Here is a 25,927-nt window from a genome sequence, read left to right as displayed (position 1 = left end):
AGTAGAGGAACGAGCCGAAAATTCCGAAGCTCGTAACCTGTTTCTCGTTGCTTAATAAATTAATCATCAGGCCCTTTAAGGGTGAACACTAAATGCTTGCGCATATCTTTTAAAATAACCCCTTTTTTAAGCATTGCACCACTTAAGCGTTTTTGCCATTTTAAAAGCTCTGGTTCTGCTGCAGCTAACGCTTGCTCATTCTCAAACTGAAAGCACATGAGTAAGGAGCCTGGGAATAAGTGATACTCCACATCAAACCAGCATTGCAGCATACCTGGGAGTTCATTGCGGCCTTGTTCTTCTATTGTGTCGGCAACATTCAGTACAAGTGCTTGTTGCTTGATTTGCACGGCAGAGAGTTTTTTCATTGTGTAATCCAAGTTAGAAGGCTGAAAATAAAGCCTGAAAAAGTGATTATACCTGAGCTTGTTGGCAGCCAGCAATGTGGCGGTAAGGTTTTTATATAATGAGGTTTAGTTTGACGATAAACTATTTTTAATATTGGCGCTAAAGCTCGGTAATTATTGCAAAATAAACATTGATGGTAAGTGTTTTTACCCTATGCTTTAATAATAAAAAAGTAAGGGGGCGTTATGAGTAGGGATAAATCTGTAGTTAATAAATATGTAGCTGTAATGGCCGTATCAGGAGTATTAATTTCACCAGTATCTGTTTTGGCCAAAGAGACGAAGCAATTAGTTAAACAGTTATGCAGTAGTTGCCATAGCCTTAAGAATCTCGATCGCAGTGCGGGTTATAGTCAAGAACATTGGAAAACGCTTATTAGCTATATGGTTGATACTGGCTCAGACACGCAATTAACTCAAGACATAAGTGCTTATTTAGCAGAACATTATCCAGTTAACGCTAAGCGTGACTCAAAGGTAATTGATGGAGATCTCAAGTTAAACTTTAAATATTGGCAAATGCCAACACTTGGCCAACGTGCGCGGGATCCAGTACAGGGTAAAGACGGAATTATTTGGTGGGTTGGCCAATGGGGGAATATCCTTGGTCGGTTAGACCCGCAAACAGGAAAGATGAAAGAGTATACTTTGCCAAGTGGAACGTTTGCTCATAGTGTGTCCCTTGATAAAAACCTGACGCCTTGGTTTTTAGGCAATAAAAATGGCACTGTAGGGTATTTAGGTTTGGCAACTGAGCAGTTTAAAGTTTATGAAATGCCAGATAAAAAAGCCCGTGATCCGCATACAGGTGTATTTGATGATGCCGGTACATTTTGGTTTACTCTGCAACATAGCAATATGATTGGTAAATTAGACCCTAAAAATGGCGATATACAACTGGCAACTTTACCCACTAAAGGTTCTCGCCCCTATGGTATAAAACTTGACTCAAGCGGGACTCCTTGGGTGTCGTGTAATGGTAGCAACTGCTTGGTTAAGGTTGATAGAAATTCTATGAAACTGACTGAAATTGAGCTACCCGGTGCGAGTACGCATACCCGTAGACTAGCAATTACCCCTGATGATATGATTTTTTATGTGAACTCAGGCATGGGTAAGCTGGGGCGTTACAACTCTAAAACAGGCAAAATTACTCAGTGGGATAACCCCAGTGGCGAAGATAGTCACCCGTATGCCATTGAATATGCTGATGATGCTATTTGGTTTAACGAGTCAGCAAAACGACCTGAAACCCTTGTTAGGTTCGATCTTAAGAGTGAAACAATGCAAAGCTGGCAAATACCCAGTAAAGAGGGCGTTTATTCTGGCTTAATAAGGCATATGCGAATGGGCAATAATGGGCTTATTATCCATCAAACAGCAACCAATCAACTAGCCGAAATTACATGGACTAAGTAATCTATTTCACTTGAGCCTAGGCTGAAGTTAGCAAATAAAACCAGCTAAACTCATGTTCAAGTGTAACTTAAAACCACAGTGTTCATACTACGGACAGCAGAGTTTAAAAACTCTGGCTTTAACCTTCGCGCAGTAGCAGCTTTATTGTAAGAAAATGACCTTTCTGTTAAGGATGTAACTTTGTCTATTAGTTTGTAAATTTGCCCTACTTTTTGTGCGATTTTTAATAAAAAACGAGCAGCGAATATTTAATATACTTCCTTTAAGTTTAACAATTCTTATAAATCAATGTCTTAAAATTATTTGTTGAGCGGCGGTCAGTCATGCTAGCAGCTTGGTATGGACATTGAACCTCTTTGTAAAATAGTCGCTAAATCTAGCGTTATTGATTTATTAACTTGATACAAACGAGGAGATTATGATGAAAAACTTGCGGTTTAATTCAATGATGAAAAAAAGTATGACACGTATTTTAAAACCTGCTTGTGCCGTATTATTTACCAGTATATGTCTACAAAATAGCGCCTTGGCGAATATTGACGTTGAAATGTATCAGGCAACCAAGGCCGGGCAGGGGCAATCATTAGGCATCATCACGCTGTCAGAAAATGAACACGGTGTTACTTTTACCCCCGATTTAAAAGGCTTAACTCCTGGGCAGCACGGTTTTCATATTCATCAATTTGCTAGTTGTGAGCCTAAGGAAAAAGAGGGGAAAGTTGTTCCTGCAGGGGCTGCTGGTGGGCACTTTGATCCAAACAGCGCTGAACACCATGATGAGCCATGGAGTAACGGTCACTTAGGCGATTTACCTGCGTTATTTGTTAATGAGCGTGGCGAAGCTAAATCGCCTGTTTTAGCGCCAAGGCTCAAGCTTGAGCAGCTTAAGCAACATGCAGTGATGATCCACCAAGGAAGCGACAATTATGCCGATGAGCCTAAGCCATTAGGTGGCGGCGGTAAACGTGTTGCTTGTGGCGTAATTAAGTAATAGGGAGTTTATTTATGCCTTTTCAAAATACAAGCGAGTTACCTGAGTCGGTAAAAAGTAACTTACCTAAACATGCTCAAGAGATATATCAAGAGGCTTTTAATAGCGCTTGGGATACTTACGAGGATCCCAGTGATAGAGAAAACGATGACGACCGTGAAACAACTGCACATAAAGTTGCTTGGTCTGCGGTTAAAAACAGCTATCATAAAAATGAGCGGGGTAATTGGGTGAAGTCGAGTGATTAAATTCAGCATTGATCGAGCAATTGTAAAAGCGCCGCAATTTTAAGCGGCGCTTTTTATTGTATTACTTAGCTATTTTTTAAACGTTTTTTATAAAATGCAAAACCAACTACAACCGACACTAAAATAACAGACATTATGCTAGTGAATACCCAAGGCCCAAAGTTGGCAATTGCAGGAAGGGCTAGGGCTGTGACAATACCGCCACCCACAACAGGCTCGTAAAGCGGTTGTTTATAGCTAAAGGGTCGGATGTGCTCACTTGGGCTTGCTGTGGCTTGTTTTAACATTAATAGCCCTACGGCTGTTGTGCCCATTGATTGGCCTAACTCCCCAATACCTCTAACTTTCCAATCTTTTTGGAAAAACCAAGAGCCGAAGAAAAAATAAATGGCTGAACTATACGCAACCCCAACAGCACCTAAAATTAATATGCTTTGCCAGTATTTCGCTAGAACCGATAGATTAAGTGCGCCAAGAGCCGCAATAATTAGTAAATCCAGTGCGAGGTTAGAAATTTGGTTTATTTGGTAGTGGCTAATTAAATTTCCCATTCCTGATTTATTAAGCGCTATTTGCACAACTAGACCAACCATCATAGCAATGGGGAATAAAGGCATATACTCAAGTATTTTTACTGATGAATCGGCAAAGAGGCTTTTTTCTGCCACTTGTAAACCGCTTAAAGTCAGCCAAGCAAGTATAATAACAGAGCCTAAAATAGCAAAGTGTAAGCCAAAGGGACGGTCTTTGACTTGGACTTTTTCATCGTGGCTTATCTCTAGTTCTTGATTACCGCCACTTGTACGGTTAGACATAAGTGTGCCTAAAACAATCGCGCTTATCAGGCCTATTGTTGCAATCCCAAGCCCTAAATCCATGCCTTTAGCAAAATCGATATTTTCAAATGTAGACTGCAAGCCTGCGACTGTGCCGTGCCCGCCTTGAAAGCCTACTGCAATTAACGCCCCTGCTACAGCGTCGGTATCAAATAAAGGCGCTAAGACTAATAAAGCTGTGATCATACCCACAACATATTGCCCTATAGCAATACTATAACCAAAGCTCAAGTTGGGTAAGCTCTGATTTAAAGATTGCTTAATGGTAGGGATTTCTTTGCCTAAGAATAAACCTGCAAAAACCACCACAATCAAATAGCCGGGTAGTTCTTTCCACACAGCTGTGACAGTTTTATCTATCCATAAATTAGTGTCTTGCAGCGAAAGGTTTATATACTGCCCTAATAGCTGTGGACCTAAGACTAAAGCTAACACCCCGGCAATCAATGAGGACGGAATAATAAAACCCTTTAATAATGTGTACTTTATGAGGTTACCTAGGGTTAAAAACAGTGCTAGTAATAGTAGTGATTTGAAAAATAGTGCTATATCCATAACTTAAATAACCTATATCTAAGCTCTTTTAACTGCCGGTTAATAAAAGAACCTTATGTTTTTAAAAACGATATATGATTTTAAGCAAAATATATTCCATTGCTTTTCGTTTGTAGGTTATTGATATTTAAATGCTAATTCATCTTCTTTTATTGAGGTTGATAGACTTTACAAAGTGTTTGAATAATTTTCAAACTAAACTTGTTAGTGCTAATAAGCTGCTCAGAAGATAAAGCTTTAAATCAAATGTACAAATCGGTAGGGATTGATATAAGTGCTCTGCTGTGTGATGGGGAGTGATCTCTTGTCCTTCGTAGTTGCTTTGCGATATTCCTCACTTTTTACAACATATGCTGTTCAACAAAACCTTTATAGTTATAAATTCGTGATGCGAAAAGGTAAAGATTACATTGAGCGTGTAATCTTTTTATATTTCAAACTATTCTCTACCCTAATTTGTTTTTATTTATTGATTTTAAATAACTTTTTCTCTGGTCTTTATTTTGCTTACTCCTATCTGCTGTTAACAAGCGCTGTTTTATATCGCTACTTGAAAAATCTATTTAGGAAGGAAAATCATGGCAGAGTCATTTAAATATTCAAACAAGCAAGGGCACGGCGGTGAGCTGCATCAAAGTGCTGATAACAATCACCCTACGCTGACGACAGCGCAGGGCTGTCCTGTAAGTGATAATCAAAATTCATTAAAAGCAGGGCAACGCGGGCCAGGGTTATTGGAAGATCATGTACTTAGGGAAAAGCTGTTTCATTTTGATCATGAGCGTATTCCAGAGCGGGTTGTTCATGCGCGAGGTTATGGCGCTCATGGTTACTTTGAAACTTATGATGCTTTAGATGATTTAACTTCTGCGGATATTTTTCAACGTAAAGGCGAAAAAACCCCAGTATTTGCACGTTTCTCCACTGTTGCAGGTAATAAAGGTTCACCAGATTTAGCACGAGATGTGCGCGGCTTTGCTGTTAAATTTTATACCCAAGAAGGAAACTGGGATTTAGTAGGTAATAATATTCCGGTATTTTTTATTCAGGATGCAATGAAGTTTCCTGATCTGATCCATAGTGCCAAAGCAGAGCCAGATCGTGGTTTTCCACAAGCGCAAACTGCTCACGATACTTTTTGGGATTTTATCAGTCTATCACCAGAATCAATGCATATGGTGATGTGGGCAATGTCGGATAGAGCAATTCCTCGCTCGCTAAGATTTATGGAAGGCTTTGGTGTACATACGTTTAAATTTATAAATAGCAAAGGCGAAGAGAAATTTGTTAAGTTTCATTGGAAGCCAAAAGGTGGCATGCAATCAGTTGTGTGGAATGAAGCGCTTAAATTAAATGGTGCAGACCCTGACTTTCATCGTCGTGATATGTGGGAGTCAATTAACCAAGGTGATTACCCTGAGTGGGAGTTAGGTGTACAAGTGTTTGATCAGCAATTTGCCGATGAATTTGAGTTTGATGTTTTTGACGCTACTAAATTGATCCCTGAAGAGCAAGTGCCAGTAAAAATCATTGGTAAGATGGTGTTAAATAAAGTAGTTGATAACTTTTTTGCCGAAACAGAGCAAGTGGCTTTTTGTACGCAAAATATAGTTCCTGGTCTTGATTTTACTCCTGATCCTTTATTGCAAGGTCGTAATTTTTCATACTTAGATACACAAACTAAACGGTTAGGCGGCCCTAACTTCACACAAATTCCTGTCAATGCGCCAAAATGCCCAATGCGGCACTTTTTGCAAGATGGCCACATGGCAATGCAAAATCCTAAAGGCCGAGTAAATTATGAACCGAATTCGTTCAGTGGCGATGAGCATAACCCTAGAGAATGCCCAGAACATGGCTTTAAAAGCTCTGATGGGCAAACTGAAGGGGGTAAATTACGTTACCGCTCTGACACGTTCAGCGACCATTACAGCCAAGCACGTCAATTCTACCTGAGCCAAACCGAGGTTGAGCAAACCCATATTCAAGATGCATTGGTATTTGAGCTGTCAAAAGTAGAAATCTTGTCGATCAGAGAGCGACTGGTATCTCATTTACTAAATATTGATGTGCACCTAGCCCAGCAAGTAGCGCAAGGGTTAGGGTTAGAGCATATGCCAGAGCCTGCAGAAGCTGCCCGTGAAACTCGCCAAGATTTACCATTATCGGATGCACTTAGTATTTTAAAAAATGCACCTAATACGTTTAAGGGAAGAAAGCTGGGTATATTAGTGAGTGAAGGATTCGATGCCAAGATTTTTGCTGATTTAACGAAAAGTCTTGCCAGTGAAGGGGCGAACTATGAAGTGATAGCACCTCAAGTTGGCGGCACTAAAAATAGTGATGGAGATCATATTACAGCAGATCAGGTGATTAATGGCGGACCGTCAGTACTTTATGATGCAGTGATGTTATTAACCACTGCAGAAGGAGCAAAGCAATTAGCTGAAATACCCGAAGCGAAGGATTTTATCTCTGACGCACATGCCCATATGAAGTACATAGGTTTCACTGACGAAGCAACAGCGTTAATTGAAGCTGCCGGTCTAAAAGAACAAAGCGATGATGGTTGGTTGAACTTAGCTAAAATTCCATCTGCTGAATTTATTAACACTCTTGGTAATCTAAGATACTGGAAAAGGTAGTTTTATGCATTGAAAGGCCAGTTTTACTGGCCTTTACTTTATTATAACGCCTCTAAGCTGCGCTCTAACATAGCTTGGATTTGCTTCACTATCTTTGCTTCAGTTTTTGGCTCAAATTGCGCAATGCGTGGGGTGTGAATATGCCCTGTTGGGATATCTGAATTAAGCTCATCACGCAGACGAATACTGCGATAAGAAATTTCGTTAGACAAATAACCACCGCCGCCACCTTTTACGGCTATGGCGCCATCAAGTTCTGTTAATGTTTTAGGTTCAAACGCTTTTTCTAGTGTGATCACTTTATGGTTATCATTTACTTTAAATGGCCCTTTGGCTTGCAGCATTTGCTTTACTGGTAAGCTGAACTCAACAAACTCATTACCAGGTAAGGGACGATCGTTTAAGCGCGATATTTTAGGGTCTGTGGCCGTTCCACCATAAACAATATTGGCGTTATCTGGCGCTGTAACACTGCGACGTTTACCTGGAAAACGCTCTAAATCGAACTCTTTACCACCCATGCTTACGGTGACAATCATGTCGACGTTATTTAATGCGTAATAGGGTGCGAGTAATTGCTCAATAATACCTTGATCAAAGTCTTCATAACGTACAGGTACCATCACGGTATTTACTTCAGCAGTTATTCCTTTGTAGCTAATAACTTGGCCATCAAGTAATAATGCCGCAACACCGGATGGGTTACTCTGATTGATATTTCTATCAAGTAAAAATGGGTCAAAGCCAGTGAGTAAGATTTTTTTGTCGGTGTTTTTTGTATAAGCAAGCTCAGTTCTGCCGCGGCTGCCATCTTCTAACATAGTTAAAAGAGCCGTTAGCTCAGCATCTGTGATAGCAAAATTAGGTTTATGAGAGCGAATAACTTTACTTGATTGCAAGCGTGCCCAGTACAGTTCACGGTCGTCGAAGTTATTGGTTTTGCTAATGCGGTGTTTAGCAGTACGCCAAAGTTGTTTTGAGTAATCATGGATTAGGTCAGTGGCATTTTTATAGCTTTCTAGGCTTTTCCAGCTTTGCTCAAATTGATTGATATCATCTGAAAATGCACTCAATACTTGAGGGATCGCCGTGTTTGCTTTTTTTATACGTAGCTCTTCTACAGTTAAAGAGGCACTAATTGTTGAAAAAGACATTAAAAGTAAACTTGAGCTTAAAACTAGTTTGATCATGTGTGTCCTAAAATTATCTGCTAATGAGTCGACTTATGCCTACTATCCTACTGATCTAATATGAGTGCAAATTAAAACGATAGTTAGCTAACCTCTAGAGGCGATGCTAGCAAACTGATATTCTACCTATATTGAAATAGTAATTGAGCAAGTAGCATGATTAACAATAATGATGTAATTAACACCCTTGAAGAGCTTGAAGCATTTTTAATTTTAGTCGAAGGCGGTGGTCTTGGTCTTAAAAATGTAGCTGGTTTGGCATTAGCAACTAGTAACACCGATGGTCGCCCATTTATCGCAGTACTGGATGATGATCATAAGCTACTAATGGGCCGGTGGGTTACTCAAGAAGTGTTTGAAAATGGCAAAGAACTGGTTCGCCGAGGGCCTAAAAAGCCCCATTAGTTGACCACAACAATTAGCATTAAAAGGTGAGTAACATACTTACCTTTGTTTTTCTTTAAATAACTCACCTTGATCAGGCTGAGAAAAATCAGCCTCTACGTTTTCATCTGACTCGCCATAGTTTGTGTCTTCATCAATATCATCGACTACCAGCATTTGGTCATGGGCAGTGGTTTCTTCAATCCGTGGGTCCATAGTTGCTGCAAGTGGCGAATTGGTTACATCTGAAGTGCCGACGACATAATCACGGGTATCAGGCTGCTCAACTTTTTGTTTAGAGTTGATGTAGGTAAGTAATAAATACATCACTATAGTCAGCAGAGAAATTGATGCATATAAAGCTTGATGGCCAAAATAAGTCATAATTTGCGCATTACCTGTTGAGCCCAGTACAGCTCCTGCACCAAAGACCACTAACAGTGCTGATGATACGCCAACGCGCTCTTCATCTGCTACTCGAGAATTAGCCAACGCCGATGATAGTGGGTATAAAGTAAATGCAAATAAGCCAAATAAAAACGTCAATACATAGGCTGATGTTTGCGTTACTGGTAATAAAAATAACACCAGACTAATAACACCAATGGCAACAGCATTGCTACGTATGAGTACGCTTCGTCTGATCCTGTCAGACAACATTCCCATCGGCCACTGGGCGAGTAACCCCGCCAAAATAGTAGCCGACATAAATAAGGCGATTTGTGCTGAGTCGAACCCAGATGCTTTAGCAAAGGTGGGGGCAAGGCCATAAAAGCTACCGTTTATTATACCTGCAAAGTGAATGGCGGTTAATGATTGTGGTACTTTTTTAAAGTAATCAAACAAGCTTACTTTAATCGGCTTTAATGGTTTTGGGTGAATTCTTCGGGTGATAGATATGGGAATAATGCCAATTGCTAGTGCCATGCAAACTAAAAAGAGCGGGGCATAACCAAGCTCAGGGAATTGCGCCAATGCGAGTTGCCCTAAAATCATTCCTAAATAAGAGGTGATCATATAAAACGAGAACACACGACCGCGAGAGTCTGGAGCGGCTTGTTCATTCAACCAGCTTTCGAGCACCATAAAATTGCACATCATACCCAGGCCCACGAATAGCCTAAGGCCAAGCCAAATATAAATATTATCGCTAACGCCATGAGCGGCAACACAAGCTAATACGGCCGCAGTGCTGGCGGCAAAAGTACGAATATGACCCACTGATTTGATTAAGTGATAACCTAACTTGGCGCCGAGTAATAAACCAAGGTAGTAGCATGAAGTCATTAAGCCTATCCAAAAAGTGGAGGTACCATGTTGCCCTAAGTAAAGGGCTAGGTAAGTGGTTAATAAACCTGTGCCACTAATTAGAAAAAGGTTAGCAAAATAAAGAGAAGGAAATGATTTCATTTAAATACAAATAGTAAGGCCTGACTTTTAGATACTAGAGTAACTACAGCCGTTTTCCAAGCGCTTAACAGCGAATGTCTGCAAATAGACAAATAAACCTTCAGCGATTACCATACCCATTTAGTTAAAAATGTGAGTGTCATTATGTCGTTACCTGCTTGCCCGAAATGTCAATCTGACTACGTATATCAAGATCAAAGCTTGTTTATTTGCCCCGAATGTTCTCACGAGTGGGATCCTACAGATAATAATGACGAAGATGCAATTACAGTGAAAGATGCTAACGGCACCCTCTTGGCTGAAGGCGATAAAGTCACAGTGGTTAAAGATTTAAAAATTAAAGGTAGCTCGCAAGTAATTAAAATTGGTACTAAAGCAGTGATCCGCTGGATCAAAGATAGCAAAGACCACCAATTAGACTGCAAAGTTGATGGCGTGGGTGAAATGATGGTAACCGCTAAATTTGTTAAAAAAGCTTAATTAATTGGCTTTAACTATTATTTGAACGACTGCTCAAGTTGTGTTTTAATCAATATTCAACTATTGAGGAGCTCAGCATGATTAAGTTTTATTTTCACCATACACCTAACCCAATGAAGGTTGCACTTTTTTTGGAAGAGAGCGGATTATCTTATGAAGTTGTTCCACTGGATACGTTAAAGGGCGAACAACATACGCCAGAATTTAAAGCAATAAATCCCAATGCGAAAGCTCCAGCAATTGTTGATGAACAAACACGAGTATTTGATTCAAACGCTATTCTAATGTACTTATCAGAAAAATATGGAAAACTAGCGGGCAAGCCAGAAGAACGCGGAGAAATGTTGTCGTGGTTAATGTTTATAGCCTCTGGACTTGGACCATATTCGGGTCAGTCGGTACATTTTAGACATGCAGCCCCAGAAAAACTAGATTATGCAATCAATCGTTATCTACGTGAAGCACAGCGCCATTATGAAGTGCTAGATACACACCTTGAAGGGCGTGACTTTATAGTTGGTGATGAATTTACTATTGCTGATGTATCTGCTTGGGGTTGGATTGATAAGGCGACGGTTGTTTTAGGCGAAGAAGGACTAGCACCGTACCCAAATATAGCGCGCTGGTTTGCCAGTATTGATAGCCGCCCTGCAGTTACGCGAGCGCGTAAAGTAGGCACTGATATCGATTTTAAAAAAGAGTTTGATGATCAAGCTCGGCGTGCTTTTTTCCCATCAAATTACCCTAAAGTTTAGTCGTTAAATGAGGGAAAAGTCAGTTAATCTGACTTTTCTTTTTGTATGTTTGTCAAATTAAGCTTTAACTTGCGCTGGCTCGAGCATCTTGCGTCATTTTTACCAGTGCTTTACGTACTGCCAATGGGCTGTCGCATGGCTCATCAAATGCAATGTAGTAGTTACGTTTTAGGCTTTGTAGGTAAAAGCCTTGCGGTAATAAACCGCTCATAATTGGTGATGCGTCAGCAAGGTTATAGTATTGTTTTAAAATCAAGCTCATGGCATCTTGGTGATCAGCATTCATGTGCTCAATCATGCTTTGCTCTTGTTCATCGTCCCACTGTTTACTTGATTGGAGCCATTCGTTTTGCTCTAGCCAGAATATCTTACCAAAGCCGCCTATATAACGAACGCGAATTGCATCTAACTGCCACAGGTTAAAATCATGAGCATTGCGATAGCTTTGTGCCTCTGGGTATAAGGTAACGTACTTATTAATTAGGCTATCGGCATGCTCTTGGCTAACTAAGCTACCATCACCGACAATAGTGACTCGGCCATGTTCGTTTTGATCGCCTTGTTCAGCTGCATCAAAAACCGTTAAACTCATACGCATATCGTGGTTTAAGTTTTTAGTGTGTTGCGCTATGTCACTAATAAAAAAGTAAATACGTCCTTGTTCGTCACACATATAAGGGGCAACAGAGCCAAACGGGTAGCCTCTTAAATTATGAGAAAGGGTAGACATAACACCGCTACTTTTTTGAAACACTAATTGTTTGGCCTCATAAAGGGCTTGTTGCCGCATACATACTCCAGTTGTTTAATGGCTTTTTATTGGCCACTATTTTGCTGCTAAAGTCACTGTTTTGCAAATGATTCTTGTTTGCTTTATAAGGTTTGCATTATAGTAGCCACATTCTGGCAAACCGGTGAGTTGCCTGTTACTCATAGGCTGTAATTTTAATATCGAGTTGTTAATGTTTGACCCAGTAAATAGTGTGCAATTAGCTCTTTGAACTTAAGTAAAAAATACCTAACAGTTTTGGAAATGCAATCACTAGTTGTCAATATTGTGGTTTAGTCGCTAAGTTCCAGCTGAGAGCCCTAAAGAGTATCGTGAGACGTAGTAAGAGAGTTTCGTGCTATGTGGTATTGGCGTATCCACCATCGTAAGCTTAACTGTGCTCCCTGCTTTGTTGTTGATGGTTTATAAACCCAAGGTTTAAGTATATAAAGAAGCTAGATATTTACCCAGCTTCTTTATGCTTATTAGTGCTTTAGAACATACTAAATAGCACCGAGAGCACTAATAGCAGGGCCATGAAAACGTTAAAAATACGTAGGCGAATTGGTTTTGCTAATACTCTTTGTAGCTTTTGACCAAGTAGGATCCACAAGCTTACACAGGGCAGATTTATTAAACCAAATATTAGTGCAACTAACAGCACAGATAAAAGAGTTTTACTCGGGGCATAAAGGCTAATTGCACTGAGCGCCATACTCCATGCTTTGGGGTTTACCCACTGAAATAATGCAGCTTGAGTAAAGCTAAACGGTTTATTGTTTACTTGCGCTTCACCTATGGGTGAAGTATTAGTGGCAATTTTGAACGCTAAATAAAATAAGTAGCCAATACAGAGTACTTGCAAAATAGTATAGCTGATTGGTAGCAGGTCAAATAGTTGCGACACGCCTAAACCTACGAGTATCAACATAATAGCAAACCCTAGCGATACGCCAAATAAATGAGGGAGGGTTTGCTTAAAGCCAAAGTTAGCCCCTGAGCTCATTAACATAAGGTTATTTGGACCTGGCGTGGCAGAAGATACAAAGGCAAATAAAGCCAACGCAGAAACTAACTCTAAATTCATAACTTGCTCCTTATTAAATGACTATGCAATTATAAGTAGTAACTAGCGCAACTTTCGCGCTTTATTAATTGTTTTGAATTCTAATTTGGCAATAAAAATGAAAAAAGACAGAATTAACGACAGAATATTGCAAGAGCTAAGGCGCAATGGTCGTATTGCGAATGCTGAGTTGGCTGAAATAGTCGGGCTCTCGGCGTCGGCTTGTTTACGTCGCGTACAGGAACTTGAAAACTCAGGAGTGATCAAAGGATACCGAGCGGTTATTGATAACCTAACGCTGGGACTTGGATTTGTGGCTTACGTTGGAGTAGGCTTAAGCGAGCACTCGACGTCTTCTCAACGAGCATTTGAGCAAGCATTAGAGTTTGTGCCAGAGGTTAAAGAGTGCCATAACGTTACCGGCGCATTTGAGTATTTACTGAGAATAGAAACAGCTGATATAAAATCTTACAAAGCGTTTCATGCTGATGTGCTTGGCTCAATTGCACAAGTTCGAACCATAACATCACACATAGTAATGGACTCGCCTAAAGATGAGCGCGCTTAGTAACTAAAAAAGCCTAAGTAATTTAATTACTTAGGCTTCTAGAGGATTTAGCTTTGTAATTCACCAGTTGATGATTCAATATGAGCACGTACAAACCACTGAAATTGCTCAAGATCAGCAAGTTGCGCGATGATCATATCTTCTGAGACAGGGTCAAGCTCTGATAGTTTTTCAAGGGCTTTACGGTGATCGCCATTTACACCATTGTATACTTTATCAAGGGCAACAAGGTGATCTTTCACTAACCCTTTACCAATCGAATAATCTTCCCAAGAGCGACGATCAACAATCGACTTAGGTGTGCCTACAGGAACACCACCTAATGTGGCAATACGTTCAGCGATAGTGTCGGTCATTTCTTGTACTGCGGCCACTTGCGGGTCGAGCATTTCGTGTACACCAATAAAGCTAGGGCCGACTACATTCCAGTGAATGTGTTTTAAGGTAAGTTGTAAATCAATTAGCGCTACCATGCGGTTATCGAGTTGGGCAATTGTCTGCTCAGCAGATTCACTATTCATGCCTGGGGCGGTAAATTCAGCGACTTTACTATTACTCATACTTCCTCCTAAATTAAAAACTAAGTGCTTAGAGATAAATATCGCTAAGCGAGCATATCTTTGATAAAGCAATGGCCATGCCGTAATTAGATTGTTTAAATATCTTTTTAAATCATGGTTTTATTGTTTTTTAGAGGTTGCTAGCTGGTTGTTAATATGAAAAAGCTGCATGGCTTTGTAAATAATTCACGGCCTAGATTATGACATTTCTATGAATTTGCATGCTGGCCCCATTTTTGTTGCTGATTTTAATTTATGATGTTGGCAAATTTTATCAGTAGTTATACATAGAGCAGACATGATTAACAGAAGGCAGTTTTTATTTAGTGCAGGCACACTTGCGTTTGTAGGGTTATCTCGTAGTGCATTTGGTAAAGTCCCTGTCACTGATTTAGGCAGTAATTTACCTGCATATGGGCCGTTGATTGCAGATAGTAATAAGCTTTTAGATTTACCTGCAGGGTTTAGTTACAAGGTGATCTCTGAGCTTGGTGAGAAAATGGATGACGGCCAATTTGTGCCAGATAAAGCCGATAGCATGGGATGTTTTGCGCTAGATGATGATAGGGTTGCCTTGGTTCGAAACCATGAGCTAAAACCGACAGATTTGGCTAAAGCAGATACTGTCGCGCAAGCACATAAAACACCGTTAGCTTATGATAGTAATGAACATGGTGTGGCTTTGCCTGGTGGCACAAGCCATATTATCTATAACCTTAAAACAGGTCAAAAAGAGCAAGAGTACTTATCTCTAATTGGCACTATTCGAAATTGTTCTGGTGGTATTACGCCGTGGGGAACTTGGCTTACCTGTGAAGAAACAACGTTAACTAAAGCCGATGGTTTTGGCCAAGATCACGGTTATATTTTTGAAATCCCAGCAAATGCTAAAGGCTTAGTGAAACCTGAGCCATTAAAAGCGATGGGACGCTTTAACCATGAAGCTGCCGCGATAGATCCGAAAACAGGTATTGTTTACCTTACTGAAGATAAAGGCGACAGCTTATTTTATCGCTTCATTCCTAATGAGTACGGTAAATTACACAAAGGCGGCCAACTTCAAGCAATGGTGATAAAAACTACGCCACAATTTGATACCCGAAATTGGGCTGGCGCTAATATGGCATTACACCAGAGCATGGATGTTGAGTGGGTTGATTTAGATAACCCTGAAAGTCCGAAAGATGATTTACGTTTACGTGGATACCAGCAAGGAGCGGCATTATTTGCTCGCGGTGAGGGCATTCATTGGGGCGATAATGAACTGTACTTTTGTTGTACCAATGGCGGTAAAAAGCAACTTGGCCAAGTCATGAAGTATGTGCCATCGCAGTTTGAAGGCACGAGTAAAGAACAAACGGCTCCAGGGCAAATTCAACTGTTTGTAGAAAGCACCGATGGTTCACTTTATAACTTTGGTGATAACTTAACAGTGGCACCAAACGGCCATTTAATCGTCTGTGAAGATCAATACACGGATATCGTCGATAACCATTTACGTGGTGTAACACCTAAAGGTGAAGTGTATAACTTTGCGCGCCTTAATACTCAAACTGAGTTAGCCGGGGCGTGTTTTTCACCAGATGGTAACACTTTGTTTGTTAATGTGTTTACGCCAACACGAACACTTGCAATTACCGGCCCATGGGATAGCTTTAAACTTTAATGATTGTGAAGTGTGGGTAAGTTTAATTGAGTACGCACGAAATTGAGAAATTATAGAATCTCGTTAAGTTATCAATTTTAATCTATTCGGTTACGTACATAAACTAGGCCCAAATTCTGGGCCTTTTTTGATTTGGCTACAAAAAAGCTATTCATAACCACGTAATTTTTTAGTTTTGATCACCGCAATATAGCCATGCCAGCTGGCGTAACTAAGTAGCGGCATAATGACAATAAAGCCTGTTGCGCCAGTGACAAAACCGATAGCGACTAATATAAAAATACAACCAGACCATACAACCATAGCACTGAAGTTAGTTTTAACAGCATTCATCGATGACATCACAGCGGTCATGATATCAACCCGTCTTTCCATCATAATTTGCGGCGTAAATGCTGAAATCGCAAATACACTAACCAATAAAACTCCGCCAATGATGCTGCCTAAGGTTAAAAATGCTGAGAGTTCTTCAAACGTAGGGTTGGCATGACTGGGGTATAGTGCATGCACTAAAGCTGCAAGACGCATCCAAATGATCATGATCACCATAAGTAGTACGGCAAACCCCCATTCACCAACTGGGTTTCTGAACATTGATTTTAATGAATGCAATAATGTAGGGGAGTGACCTTTTTCAAGCTCCCATGCAACATCATATAAACCCACTGCAAATGCAGGGCCTATTAGGGCAAACGCGACTGTTGCAGGCAATATAACAATATAGGTGCCGGCATAGACGGCACTATAAACAATGGCCAGTGGGATAATTGTAAAAATTAACCCATAAATTAAGCTAAGTATTGGCGCCTGCATCATGTCTTTAAAAGCAAGAGCGAGCCAATGAAACGCTGCAAAAGTACTTACTTTATTGCACTCTAAACAACGTGCAAACTCTGTGTGTTTATCAAGTGTGTTCGATGACGGCATAAAAGTACTCCTTAATTAAAGCGACTATTTAGGTTTAGAACAAAATTGCTCTGTTTACAATTTATGCGCAGTATATTCAAGGTTAGTTTAATTTTTACTGGATTTTTCCCGTTATAAAAATACTTTTGCTAGATTAAACGGCTAACCAACGTTTTTTCCTTCATTCTGGGCTGAGTTTTATTGGTTAAACTATGTAGGAAAAGTCACAACTCATAGTTGTAGAAGGTTAAGTTTGAAAAAGGCGAAGCTCTGATTTATGTGCTTATTTTTATTATACACAGCTTTTTTAGCTGCATGAGTGCGCTTTTCTGCCTGCCCGATTAAGAACACCAAAACTGTGTGCATACTCAGCACTTAGAAGATTATCTCGATAGTCAAAACAATTACTATGACCAGCCAGAGCATGAAATGCATGTGTATTTGAGCTGTCATAGCGGTTATAGTTGTAGTTACTGCCTTTTCTTGCTTCCAAGACAAAGTAACTACACCACATAATACCTTTATTAATTTAGAGCATACCCCACCGGTTTCATCACCAAACACTGTATTACGCAGCCAGTATTTATTCGACCTGAGTCTTTTCGTTGGGTAGGCGCTAATGCATTGGATTCCTGTGATAGCAATGGAGGCTAGCGCATACCTTGGTTAAACATGGTAGAAAAAATGGGTTTCACGCTTATGCCTAAATTTACAATAGTAGAATGCAAAGGTATTTATAAATATAAGTATAAATAATTATTTTTATTTTAATGTATAGTTAAAAAGTAGAAATAAAAAATTATTTCAATACAATGATACCCTAATTGTATATAACTACTCTGGAGTACTGTTAGGTGAAGTTAAAAGGGGTAAAGTCAACTTTTTTGAGCCTTGGTGGCGTTGCGTGTTTACTTGCTTTATTAATTTACTTTCAGGCGCAATGGCAAGGGCAACTTCCCCTGATTAGTTACCTTGTCTACCCGCTACTTGTGATCACCGCCGTATTTTCTGCTCAGTTTAATAGAAGCCGAGTAGCAATTTTATGCGCGTTTTGGGTGATTTTTTTGACTGCAAAGAGTTATCCAGAATTTAGTTCAAATTCATTAATGGATGATGCACAGTGGTTGCTCCTTTGTGGGGCGAGTTTATTAATGTTATTAGCTATTATAAAAGATCGTGATTTACTTTCGGTGCACAGCATTAGTCGGCTTATCTTTATTATTTTATGTGGTGTAATGACCTTTGCCTGGTTGAAGTTAAGCCAAAATTTTGAGTTTCTATTACCCCAGACCGATTTTTGGTTGAAGTTGCTACCCTACATTGCAGTCACTATACCTCTAGTTTTCATTGGCCTTTTATTAACATGGAGAAGTTTAAGCCAAAATAACCTTACGCTTACAGCATTATTGATTACACTTATTGTTTGGTGTCTTAACCAATTAAATATAGTTGCTCTACCGTGGTCAGTAATTGCTGTGGTGTTGTCATCTTTTTATTTATTTGCCGTGAGTACAGATTCATACTATTTGGCTTATCGAGATGATTTAACTAGCCTACCGACACGCAGAGCGCTAAACCAGTTAGCGTTATCGTTAGGCCGAAGGTATACCGTGGCGATGCTCGATATTGATCATTTTAAAAAGTTTAATGATACCTATGGTCACGATATTGGCGATCAAGTGTTGAAGCTAGTTGCTGCAAAAATGACTGGGGTTAGTGGTGGCGGTAAAATTTACCGTTATGGTGGAGAAGAGTTTACGATTGTGTTTCCAAGGAAAACAGTCGAACAAGCGATACCAGAACTGGATAACTTACGTCAAAGCATTGCTAATTATGATATGGTCATCCGTAACCCAAAACGAACAGATAAATCTGCTAGAAATACGAAGAAGAACAATGACTATAAAACAGTTAATGTCACTGTTTCAATCGGTGTGGCTCAACGAACATCAAAGCAAAGTTTTGACCAGGCTTTAAAAAGTGCTGATTTAGCTTTATATCGAGCTAAAAAGAAAGGTCGCAATAACGTTAGTCAGTAACCTGCTTCCATCTTAGTTAAATGTTACTCAGATTGGATTAATAGCAATAGCTCAGCAGTTGCAGTTGCATCGGCCAGTGCACGGTGATGATTGGTCAGAGATAGCTCAAAATGTGCGGATAAATTTCCCAGTGAATATGATTTTAGGCCAGGGAAGGCTTTGCGCGATTCCACCACAGTACACAGCTTGGGCATTTTAAAACTAATGCCCGCCATTTCACACTCTTTACGAATAAAGCCGTAATCAAAATTGACATTATGAGCGACAAAAATACTGCCTTGTAACTTATTCACTAAGGTATCGGCAATTTGCTTAAAGCTAGGTGCAGAGGCTACCATGGCATCGGTAATACCGGTCAAGGAGACAATAAATTTAGGAATACGCATTTGCGGGTTAATCAATGTTGACCAGGTTTCGATAACCTTGCCATTCTGCATTTTAACTAGGCCAATTTCAGTGATCCTGTTGCCGCCTTTTAAGCTTCCTGTGGTTTCAATATCGACCACGCTGTAGATACGGTTTGGATCATTAACCCAATTTACCGCTGCAATGTGTACATCGAATCCTGATTTTTTTAGGGTGTCGATGGTGGTTAGCTGATTACGTCTGAGTTTATCACCCGGTGCTTTTACCTCTTCAAAATGAGCTGTGTTATTTTTTAAAACCATTAAATCAGGGTAACCGTCTTTAAGTTCTAAAAAGCGCATTGTCATATTTTTCAAATGATTTTTTAGTGATGTTAAAGAGGTATTCAAAATCAGTACTTCTAGTGGTTTTAACAGCTCGCTATGCCAACGAAATAGGCCATTTGCTTGATCAAAATAGCGCGCTGCGTTTTTGCATACATGCTTTAGTAAATCATCAGTTGTGTGCCACTGCGCCAGTAGTGCATCAATCTGCCCGTGTTGCGTGTGATAAAAGCTGTTAGTGCGTAAAACGTGTGGAAATAAATCAAACTCGTTACACGGTGGGTGAGGAGTTTCAACGTAAAGTTCGTACCAGAATACGAGGCCAAACAGGCTCTGCCATAGGGTGTTTTCTGTATAAAATACGCGCAGTCCTTGCTTTGTGTAATGCTCGGCAACGCCTTGCTCTACATCACCGCGGTAAACTTCATCTATTTCGATTACACACTGTGTATCCGCAAGCATTGCACTTAAGCGAGAGCGGGTTTGTTTATTAAACTTACGCATCAGAAAATCATCAGCAAAATAGAGTAGATCATCGGTCAGTGGATCTTCGATGATCTCTTCAAGTTTGGCTTTTACCCAGTCTTTATTACCTTGACGATACTGTTCACGTAATTGTATTTCTGTGGCTTCAGGGCTGTTTTCACAGGCGTTTAATATATTAAAACTGAATATTTCATCTGTTTTTTTTAGTTGCTGATAGAGCCTGAGCAATAGCTTGTTTTTAAGGTTTATTGCCAGTGTGCCTTGTGCTTGTTGTGCAATTACGTTGTGAGCTAAATCGTGATAGTCGTCATCAGTTTGTGCTCTTTTAAATGCTAAGCGAAAGCGGTTTAACGCATAGTTTGATTTGGCTTCATCGAAAGTGTCGAAACGCGCTAAGCTTTGGTTATGGCTTTGTCTGGTTGCTCTAACACCTAAATCACGTAGGACAAAACTATTTTGGTGATTGATATCACCACTGCTTAACCGGCCGATGTATAAAAATTCAAAGTATTCATATATATCGGCTCTATTATTAATAATAAATTGATTATATACAGGGGTTAAATACTCAAGTTTATTGGCAAAAAAATCGCAGGCTTGTGCTACTAATTGTGCTTTTGTGGCGCTTTTTTTTATACTTAGCTGCGCGTCAAAAGGAGCTAGTAGCGCAAGTAGGGCAGGCTTGGTTAAATGAGCAAGTACCTGTTGGTAGTGACGTGCATTGGGGTGACTTGTAAGCTCAGTCTCTATTAATTCGTCGAGTGCTTGTACAGGGTTGGCTATTTCATCGTAGTTAAGACTCGCTATCGTTACTAATTCAGGTTTACGTGAAAATATACGCGCGAGCATACACTGCCCTTGTTCACTCAAAAGGTTCACTTTGTAAATAAATTCAATGTGGTGCTGTTCTAATAGGTGTCTACATTGAGACTCGATAAAAGTTATTAGCTCTTTAAAGTGGGCTAAATAATACTTTGCAGGCAGCTCTTTTTTCAAAACTTTTACCACTTGTAATTGCTGTATAAAAAAACAGTATCCAGTATTTTTAAATAACTTTCAATAAGGTCATTGATTATCAATGCTAGCTATAAACTGATTCGTTTATTTTCGTTATTATCAATCTATAGCTGAGTAATTACACTATTGCCCTATATTTTAGACTCATATTTTTTAGGGTAGTTATGGCTCACAATTCACAGCAACCACAATTTCAAACCTTAAATAAAGGATATAACAGTGTATTTAAGTTGGGCTCCTTGAGTGTGGGTTTAGTTGTGCCAATTGAAAGTTACCCAACGCAGAATAGTCCATCCATGAGGCATCACCTTGAGCGCGTTAAACTAGCAGAAAAACTTGGTTTTTCTGCTGTGTGGCTAAGGGATGTGCCATTTAATGTTCCTTCATTTGGCGATGCTGGACAATTATTTGACCCCTTTACTTATCTGGGGTTTTTAGCGGCTCAAACAAGCGAAATTGCGTTAGGAGTGGCGAGTATTGTATTACCACTGCGTCATCCTGCTCATGTTGCCAAGTCGGCGGCGAGCGTTGATGTGCTTTCACAAGGTAGGCTGTTGCTCGGAGTTGCATCTGGAGATAGACCACAAGAGTATCCAGCAATGCAGTTACAGTATGAAAATCGCGGCGAGCGCTTTGCGCAAAGTGTTGACTATATCCGCCAGATGCAGACGTCAAACCCGGTGTTTAAAAGCGACTATGGTCAGTTTAATGGGGAAATCGATATGCTGCCAAAAGCGACATCTGGCAAAATACCCTTACTTATCACAGGGCAAAGCCAGCAAAGTGATGAGTGGATTGCACAGCATGCTGATGGCCGTATGTTATACCCTCATAAGGTTGAGCTACAGCGGCAGTTAATTGGTACTTGGCAGCAACAATTGGCAGCGCTTGGCCGCGGTCCACAACCTGTGATGCAGCCGCTATATTTCGATTTAGCTGGTGATAATGAAGCACCTTCACCTTCACCTTTGCATTTAGGGTTTAGAGCTTCAACCGAGTACCTCGTTAACTATTTAATGCAATTGGAGCAAGCCGGAGTTAATCACGTGGCGTTGAATTTACGCTTTAATCAAGCCGATATAACCGATACCCTGCACTTATTAGCAGAAAATGTTTTACCTCACTTTAGGAACAATCATTATGAATAAAACTATCTTAATTACAGGGGCAACAGATGGCATTGGCTTAGCCTGTGCAAAATCACTGGTTTTACAAGGCTATACAGTATTATTACATGGTCGAAGTGAGGAAAAATTAGCCGCGGCGAAAGCGCAGTTATTAACTTTGATGCCGGATGCGACGGTAGACACATTTCTAGCTGATCTATCACTACTGCAAAATGTGGCAACCTTAGCCGATAACATCATCGCTAAATACAAATCGTTAGATGTTTTAATTAATAATGCTGGTGTTTATGTTATGCCAAATACGGTTCCAATGAAACATTGGATATTCGTTTTGTGGTTAATACTATTGCACCATATTTGCTGACAAAACGTTTGCTCACTATTCTAACGTCACATAGCCGCGTGGTTAACTTATCGTCAGCAGCGCAAAGTTCGTTATTAGCACAAGAGCTCAGTCAGCCTAGCACGCTTTCTGATACAACCGTTTACGCTAAAAGTAAGTTAGCATTAACTATGTGGTCACGAGATATGGCGCTTAGCCTCGAAGGTAAAGGGCCGATGGTTGTAGCGGTCAACCCTAAATCATTTTTAGGCAGTAAAATGGTAAAACAAGCGTATGGGGTCGCGGGCTCAGATGTGCAAATAGGGGCCGATGTATTAATGAAAGCTGCGCTTTCAGAGGAGTTCGCAAGTGCGAATGGCTTATATTATGACAACGATATAGGTCAGTTTGCTAAGCCACACAGTGATGCATTAAAGCCTGAGTTAACCGCTAAGCTAGTGGCCACATTAGAGCAAATATTAGCAACCAAAGCGCTTAGTTAATATTAGCGATCAGTTTTGCTTTCCCAATACGGGGTTTGGCCATAATACTCGCTGAAGTAATCAATAAATGCTCTTACTTTTGGCGCAAGTAGCCTTGCGCTAGGGTAGACTGCCCAAATAGCAGTGTGAGAAATCAGCGGATGATCTTCTAATATCTGCACCAGCTCGCCGGATTTTAGTTTTTCGTATGCGCACCACGTTGACATAAGTGTAATACCAATGCCTTGTGCGCATGCATCTCTCACTGCTTCACCATTATCTGCAAATAAAACTGTATTGGTTTTTATACTTTGCGGTTTATTATCCACTGTAAATTGCCAGGTATCTAAACCATGTAAGTTTACGCATTTATGTTGGCTTAATTGCTCGGGGGTCTGAGGCTGTGAATACTTTTTTAAATAAGCAGGCGAAGCACAAATAATGCGTTTATCACGGGCTAACTTTTTCGCAATAAGACTTGAATCAGCCAGAGCCGCATCTCTGATAGCAATATCAAATCCACCTTCAACCATGTCTACTATACTATCGTTGAGCCGTAAATCTAATGTGAGATCGGGATAGCGAGTTAAAAAATCATTTAATGCTGGGATTATATGCATTCGGCCAAACGATGCTGGCGCGGTCACTCTTAACTTCCCTTGCGGGATTAAACTTCCTGAGCCAACTGAGGCACGGGCTAAAGCAACGTTTGCCAATACTTCTTCTGCATGAGGCAAAAATGCTTGACCTTCTTCACTTAAAGAGACTTTTCGGGTGGTTCTGTGCACCAGCTTTACGCCCAAAGATTCTTCTAATTTATTAATATAAGTGCTTGAAACCGCAGCTGATAGGCCAAGCTCTTTGCCAGCCATACTAATATTATGGGTGGTGGCTAAACGTACAAATAAGGCAAGGTGATCTATGTTCATTATCAATGAAATCTAAAAACTGATTGTTATAAAAACTATATTATCAAAGTAATCATATGTAAATATACTTTTAAGCACTGACAATAAAGAGGTGTTCAACATGAAAGCAATGATAATTAATGAATTTGGTAACAGTGATGTTTTTACTGCTGCAGAGATTGCAAACCCACAAGTTAAAGCCGGTCACGTTGTGATTGAAGTAGCCGCTACCAGTGTAAATACGGTTGATATGATGATCCGTGAAATGGGTGAAGCACTTGCACCATTATCTCCGGCATTACCGGGTGTACTGGGAATGGACTTTGCTGGCACAATTACCGAAGTAGGCGAAGGTGTTACTAAGTTTGCTGTAGGTGACGAAGTCTACGGTTGTGCTGGTGGATTAGCGGATTTACAAGGCGCGCTTGCGCAACATATGCTTGCCGATGAAAGATTAATTGCTCATAAACCTAAAACTCTCTCTATGCGTGAAGCTGCTGCAATCCCATTGGTAGGAATTACCGCCTATGAAGGTTTAGTTCGTGCTGGTGTAAGTAAAGGTCAAAACGTTCTTGTTCATGGTGGTGCTGGCGGCGTTGGGCATATTGCTTTACAACTAGCTAAACACTTTGGTGCTAACGTATTTACTACGGTCGGCGCTGACTCGCAATTTAAATTAATGGAAAAGCTAGGCGCAACGGCTATTAATTACCGAACTGAACAAGTTGCAGATTATGTTGCCAAGCACACTCAAGGCAATGGTTTTGACGTTGTATTTGATTCAGTCGGTGGCGCTAATATCAGCAACTCTTTTGAAGCTGCTGCGCTAAATGGGCAAATTGCTACCACAGTTGCCATGCTTGATTTAGATTTGACGCCTGCACACTTTAAAGGGCTGTCATTACATGTTGTGTTCATGCTGATTCCGATGTTGCATAACTTTAAGCGTCAACAACATGGTGATATTTTAACTGAACTTGCCAAAATTGTTGATGCAGGTGAATTGACTCCGATTGTTGATGCTAACGAATTCAGCCTAGAATTAGTGGGTAAAGCACACGATCACCTAGCCAGTGGTAAAGCGCTAGGCAAAGTTGTTATTGATGTTTAATGATTTTTAGCTACAACACATTTTAGGGGATAGACTGGTTCCTTAAAATAGCCCTTATAGCGATGGTTTTAGTAAATTTAAAACCATCGTTTCGTTGATTATTTCGTTTTTTCCCGCCAATTTATCGATTAATTTAATATTTTTTACAACTTTTTTCGACTCCACTTTATAAAAGCCAATACAACCACTTAGCGTATATTTTGCAAGCCTAGGTTTAACTGTTCACAGTTTGTCAACCTTGAATTATCAGTTCACTTACTCTAACCTTTATTTTTATTGAACGTTCAATTAATAAAAATTATGCCGAAAGTTGGAATGGAACCTGTCCGTCGTCAGCAGCTAATTGACGCCACGATTGAGTCGGTTGCTGAGCTTGGCTTACAAGGCACAACCATTAACATTATTAGTAAAAAAGCTGGTTTGTCGTCAGGCATTATTAGTCATTATTTTGGTGGTAAGCAGGGGTTGATAGAAGCCACTGTGCGCTATTTATTAACCAACTTAAAGCGTGAACTAATTCAACGTGTAACAACGACTACAACGCCTGAGCAACGGTTAATGTTTATCGTTGAGGCAAACTTTGCACGCTTACAATTGCAAAGCGATACCACTAAAACGTGGTTAAGTTTTTGGGCGCAATCAATGCATGATGCGCAATTGCATCGTTTGCAAAATGTTAATAGCCGTCGCCTTTTTAGTAATTTAATGAGTTCGTTTAAACAACTCATGAGTGAAGCAGACGCTAAACTTGCTGCAGAACTATGCGCTGCCATGATCGATGGACTATGGTTAAGGGCGGTATTGAGTAAGTCTGACGAAGATCAATTTGAACATTGCGAGCAATTAGCCAAAGGCTATGTAAATTCACTTATCAAACAGTATGGAGCTTAA

Annotated in this window: 23 protein-coding genes and 1 pseudogene; 14 read left to right on the top strand and 10 right to left on the bottom strand. The window is 40.1% G+C overall.

Annotated elements, in window-relative coordinates; all coding sequences use genetic code 11:
* Positions 1–59: 59 nt before the first annotated feature.
* Complete coding sequence (locus NQT69_RS08515; RefSeq protein ID WP_256827220.1) at positions 60–368, bottom strand: hypothetical protein; 309 nt, start codon at positions 366–368, stop codon at positions 60–62.
* A 225-nt stretch (positions 369–593) separates the two neighbouring features.
* On the opposite strand from NQT69_RS08515, the gene NQT69_RS08510 reads away from it, so the two are divergent.
* The 3 genes from NQT69_RS08510 to NQT69_RS08500 all read left to right on the top strand — a co-directional run bounded on the left by NQT69_RS08510 (position 594) and on the right by NQT69_RS08500 (position 3,065).
* The gene (locus NQT69_RS08510; protein WP_256827219.1) at positions 594–1,826 is read left to right on the top strand and encodes a Vgb family protein; all 1,233 of its coding nucleotides are present in this window, start codon (positions 594–596) and stop codon (positions 1,824–1,826) included.
* A gap of 421 nt (positions 1,827–2,247) precedes the next feature.
* Positions 2,248–2,817, top strand: coding sequence for a superoxide dismutase [Cu-Zn] SodC (sodC, locus tag NQT69_RS08505; protein ID WP_306174015.1), 570 nt, complete (start codon positions 2,248–2,250; stop codon positions 2,815–2,817).
* Between the two features lie 14 nt (positions 2,818–2,831).
* Positions 2,832–3,065 (top strand): ChaB family protein, encoded by a 234-nt coding sequence (locus NQT69_RS08500; RefSeq protein WP_256827218.1) that lies wholly within the window; start codon positions 2,832–2,834, stop codon positions 3,063–3,065.
* A gap of 65 nt (positions 3,066–3,130) precedes the next feature.
* On the opposite strand, the gene NQT69_RS08495 is transcribed toward NQT69_RS08500, so the two are convergent.
* Positions 3,131–4,456, bottom strand: coding sequence for a sodium/glutamate symporter (locus NQT69_RS08495; protein WP_256827217.1), 1,326 nt, complete (start codon positions 4,454–4,456; stop codon positions 3,131–3,133).
* A gap of 578 nt (positions 4,457–5,034) precedes the next feature.
* Here NQT69_RS08495 and NQT69_RS08490 point away from each other — a divergent pair.
* The gene (locus NQT69_RS08490) at positions 5,035–7,101 is read left to right on the top strand and encodes a catalase (RefSeq protein ID WP_256827216.1); all 2,067 of its coding nucleotides are present in this window, start codon (positions 5,035–5,037) and stop codon (positions 7,099–7,101) included.
* Between the two features lie 41 nt (positions 7,102–7,142).
* On the opposite strand, the gene NQT69_RS08485 is transcribed toward NQT69_RS08490, so the two are convergent.
* A complete protein-coding gene (locus NQT69_RS08485) occupies positions 7,143–8,291 on the bottom strand; it encodes a hypothetical protein (protein WP_256827215.1) in 1,149 nt (382 codons plus the stop codon).
* Positions 8,292–8,447: 156 nt separating this feature from the next.
* Between NQT69_RS08485 and NQT69_RS08480 the strand changes: the two genes are divergently transcribed.
* On the top strand, positions 8,448–8,696 hold the full coding sequence (locus NQT69_RS08480) for a hypothetical protein (protein ID WP_256827213.1): 249 nt from the start codon (positions 8,448–8,450) through the stop codon (positions 8,694–8,696).
* Between the two features lie 39 nt (positions 8,697–8,735).
* Here the strand turns inward: NQT69_RS08480 and NQT69_RS08475 are convergent, their stop codons facing one another.
* Positions 8,736–10,085 (bottom strand): MFS transporter, encoded by a 1,350-nt coding sequence (locus NQT69_RS08475; RefSeq protein ID WP_256827212.1) that lies wholly within the window; start codon positions 10,083–10,085, stop codon positions 8,736–8,738.
* 144 nt (positions 10,086–10,229) lie between these two features.
* On the opposite strand from NQT69_RS08475, the gene NQT69_RS08470 reads away from it, so the two are divergent.
* On the top strand, positions 10,230–10,565 hold the full coding sequence (locus tag NQT69_RS08470) for a zinc ribbon domain-containing protein YjdM (protein WP_256827211.1): 336 nt from the start codon (positions 10,230–10,232) through the stop codon (positions 10,563–10,565).
* Between the two features lie 77 nt (positions 10,566–10,642).
* The gene (locus tag NQT69_RS08465) at positions 10,643–11,320 is read left to right on the top strand and encodes a glutathione S-transferase family protein (protein ID WP_256827210.1); all 678 of its coding nucleotides are present in this window, start codon (positions 10,643–10,645) and stop codon (positions 11,318–11,320) included.
* A 64-nt stretch (positions 11,321–11,384) separates the two neighbouring features.
* Here the strand turns inward: NQT69_RS08465 and NQT69_RS08460 are convergent, their stop codons facing one another.
* Positions 11,385–12,110, bottom strand: a complete 726-nt coding sequence (locus tag NQT69_RS08460) for a HugZ family pyridoxamine 5'-phosphate oxidase (protein WP_256827209.1) — start codon at positions 12,108–12,110, stop codon at positions 11,385–11,387.
* Positions 12,111–12,582: 472 nt separating this feature from the next.
* The gene (locus tag NQT69_RS08455) at positions 12,583–13,176 is read right to left on the bottom strand and encodes a LysE family translocator (protein WP_256827208.1); all 594 of its coding nucleotides are present in this window, start codon (positions 13,174–13,176) and stop codon (positions 12,583–12,585) included.
* Positions 13,177–13,273: 97 nt separating this feature from the next.
* Between NQT69_RS08455 and NQT69_RS08450 the strand changes: the two genes are divergently transcribed.
* Positions 13,274–13,723 carry an Lrp/AsnC family transcriptional regulator gene (locus NQT69_RS08450; RefSeq protein ID WP_256827207.1) on the top strand — a complete coding sequence of 150 codons (450 nt, stop codon included), beginning with the start codon at positions 13,274–13,276 and terminating at the stop codon, positions 13,721–13,723.
* A gap of 47 nt (positions 13,724–13,770) precedes the next feature.
* On the opposite strand, the gene dps is transcribed toward NQT69_RS08450, so the two are convergent.
* Positions 13,771–14,283: a DNA starvation/stationary phase protection protein Dps gene (dps, locus tag NQT69_RS08445; RefSeq protein ID WP_192542686.1), complete on the bottom strand. Its 513-nt coding sequence runs from the start codon at positions 14,281–14,283 to the stop codon at positions 13,771–13,773.
* A gap of 298 nt (positions 14,284–14,581) precedes the next feature.
* Between dps and NQT69_RS08440 the strand changes: the two genes are divergently transcribed.
* Positions 14,582–15,949, top strand: coding sequence for an alkaline phosphatase PhoX (locus NQT69_RS08440; protein WP_256827205.1), 1,368 nt, complete (start codon positions 14,582–14,584; stop codon positions 15,947–15,949).
* A 147-nt stretch (positions 15,950–16,096) separates the two neighbouring features.
* On the opposite strand, the gene NQT69_RS08435 is transcribed toward NQT69_RS08440, so the two are convergent.
* A complete protein-coding gene (locus NQT69_RS08435; RefSeq protein ID WP_256827204.1) occupies positions 16,097–16,876 on the bottom strand; it encodes a DUF2189 domain-containing protein in 780 nt (259 codons plus the stop codon).
* Between the two features lie 833 nt (positions 16,877–17,709).
* Here NQT69_RS08435 and NQT69_RS08430 point away from each other — a divergent pair.
* The gene (locus NQT69_RS08430) at positions 17,710–18,894 is read left to right on the top strand and encodes a GGDEF domain-containing protein (RefSeq protein WP_256827203.1); all 1,185 of its coding nucleotides are present in this window, start codon (positions 17,710–17,712) and stop codon (positions 18,892–18,894) included.
* A gap of 23 nt (positions 18,895–18,917) precedes the next feature.
* Here the strand turns inward: NQT69_RS08430 and NQT69_RS08425 are convergent, their stop codons facing one another.
* Complete coding sequence (locus NQT69_RS08425) at positions 18,918–21,065, bottom strand: exonuclease domain-containing protein (protein WP_256827202.1); 2,148 nt, start codon at positions 21,063–21,065, stop codon at positions 18,918–18,920.
* A 185-nt stretch (positions 21,066–21,250) separates the two neighbouring features.
* Here NQT69_RS08425 and NQT69_RS08420 point away from each other — a divergent pair, with 185 nt between their 5' ends.
* Positions 21,251–22,234, top strand: a complete 984-nt coding sequence (locus NQT69_RS08420; protein ID WP_256827200.1) for an LLM class oxidoreductase — start codon at positions 21,251–21,253, stop codon at positions 22,232–22,234.
* Positions 22,227–23,038, top strand: a pseudogene (locus NQT69_RS08415) (SDR family NAD(P)-dependent oxidoreductase). The gene NQT69_RS08420 and the pseudogene NQT69_RS08415 overlap by 8 nt, the downstream one beginning before the upstream one ends.
* A gap of 2 nt (positions 23,039–23,040) precedes the next feature.
* Here NQT69_RS08415 and NQT69_RS08410 read toward each other — a convergent pair.
* Positions 23,041–23,946 carry a LysR family transcriptional regulator gene (locus NQT69_RS08410; protein WP_256827199.1) on the bottom strand — a complete coding sequence of 302 codons (906 nt, stop codon included), beginning with the start codon at positions 23,944–23,946 and terminating at the stop codon, positions 23,041–23,043.
* Positions 23,947–24,046: 100 nt separating this feature from the next.
* On the opposite strand from NQT69_RS08410, the gene NQT69_RS08405 reads away from it, so the two are divergent.
* Complete coding sequence (locus tag NQT69_RS08405; RefSeq protein ID WP_256827198.1) at positions 24,047–25,036, top strand: zinc-dependent alcohol dehydrogenase family protein; 990 nt, start codon at positions 24,047–24,049, stop codon at positions 25,034–25,036.
* Between the two features lie 300 nt (positions 25,037–25,336).
* Entirely contained in the window at positions 25,337–25,927 is a 591-nt protein-coding gene (gene betI, locus NQT69_RS08400) for a transcriptional regulator BetI (RefSeq protein ID WP_256827197.1), read from the top strand.

It is taken from the genome of Pseudoalteromonas shioyasakiensis, assembly GCF_024518675.1.
Classification (GTDB): domain Bacteria; phylum Pseudomonadota; class Gammaproteobacteria; order Enterobacterales; family Alteromonadaceae; genus Pseudoalteromonas; species Pseudoalteromonas shioyasakiensis_B.
The sequence above is the reverse complement of the archived record's forward strand: the minus strand, read 5'-3'. Positions and strand labels throughout refer to the sequence as shown.

Coding starts and splice junctions, on each gene's coding strand:
- NQT69_RS08455 (WP_256827208.1), bottom strand. CDS start 13,176: ATGAATTTAGAGTTAGTTTCTGCGTTGGCTTTATTTGCCTTTGTATCT.
- NQT69_RS08475 (WP_256827212.1), bottom strand. CDS start 10,085: ATGAAATCATTTCCTTCTCTTTATTTTGCTAACCTTTTTCTAATTAGT.
- NQT69_RS08495 (WP_256827217.1), bottom strand. CDS start 4,456: ATGGATATAGCACTATTTTTCAAATCACTACTATTACTAGCACTGTTT.
- NQT69_RS08450 (WP_256827207.1), top strand. CDS start 13,274: ATGAAAAAAGACAGAATTAACGACAGAATATTGCAAGAGCTAAGGCGC.
- NQT69_RS08515 (WP_256827220.1), bottom strand. CDS start 368: ATGAAAAAACTCTCTGCCGTGCAAATCAAGCAACAAGCACTTGTACTG.
- NQT69_RS08435 (WP_256827204.1), bottom strand. CDS start 16,876: ATGCCGTCATCGAACACACTTGATAAACACACAGAGTTTGCACGTTGT.
- NQT69_RS08410 (WP_256827199.1), bottom strand. CDS start 23,946: ATGAACATAGATCACCTTGCCTTATTTGTACGTTTAGCCACCACCCAT.
- NQT69_RS08500 (WP_256827218.1), top strand. CDS start 2,832: ATGCCTTTTCAAAATACAAGCGAGTTACCTGAGTCGGTAAAAAGTAAC.
- NQT69_RS08405 (WP_256827198.1), top strand. CDS start 24,047: ATGAAAGCAATGATAATTAATGAATTTGGTAACAGTGATGTTTTTACT.
- betI (WP_256827197.1), top strand. CDS start 25,337: ATGCCGAAAGTTGGAATGGAACCTGTCCGTCGTCAGCAGCTAATTGAC.
- dps (WP_192542686.1), bottom strand. CDS start 14,283: ATGAGTAATAGTAAAGTCGCTGAATTTACCGCCCCAGGCATGAATAGT.
- NQT69_RS08420 (WP_256827200.1), top strand. CDS start 21,251: ATGGCTCACAATTCACAGCAACCACAATTTCAAACCTTAAATAAAGGA.
- sodC (WP_306174015.1), top strand. CDS start 2,248: ATGAAAAACTTGCGGTTTAATTCAATGATGAAAAAAAGTATGACACGT.
- NQT69_RS08480 (WP_256827213.1), top strand. CDS start 8,448: ATGATTAACAATAATGATGTAATTAACACCCTTGAAGAGCTTGAAGCA.
- NQT69_RS08485 (WP_256827215.1), bottom strand. CDS start 8,291: ATGATCAAACTAGTTTTAAGCTCAAGTTTACTTTTAATGTCTTTTTCA.
- NQT69_RS08460 (WP_256827209.1), bottom strand. CDS start 12,110: ATGCGGCAACAAGCCCTTTATGAGGCCAAACAATTAGTGTTTCAAAAA.
- NQT69_RS08490 (WP_256827216.1), top strand. CDS start 5,035: ATGGCAGAGTCATTTAAATATTCAAACAAGCAAGGGCACGGCGGTGAG.
- NQT69_RS08510 (WP_256827219.1), top strand. CDS start 594: ATGAGTAGGGATAAATCTGTAGTTAATAAATATGTAGCTGTAATGGCC.
- NQT69_RS08465 (WP_256827210.1), top strand. CDS start 10,643: ATGATTAAGTTTTATTTTCACCATACACCTAACCCAATGAAGGTTGCA.
- NQT69_RS08440 (WP_256827205.1), top strand. CDS start 14,582: ATGATTAACAGAAGGCAGTTTTTATTTAGTGCAGGCACACTTGCGTTT.
- NQT69_RS08470 (WP_256827211.1), top strand. CDS start 10,230: ATGTCGTTACCTGCTTGCCCGAAATGTCAATCTGACTACGTATATCAA.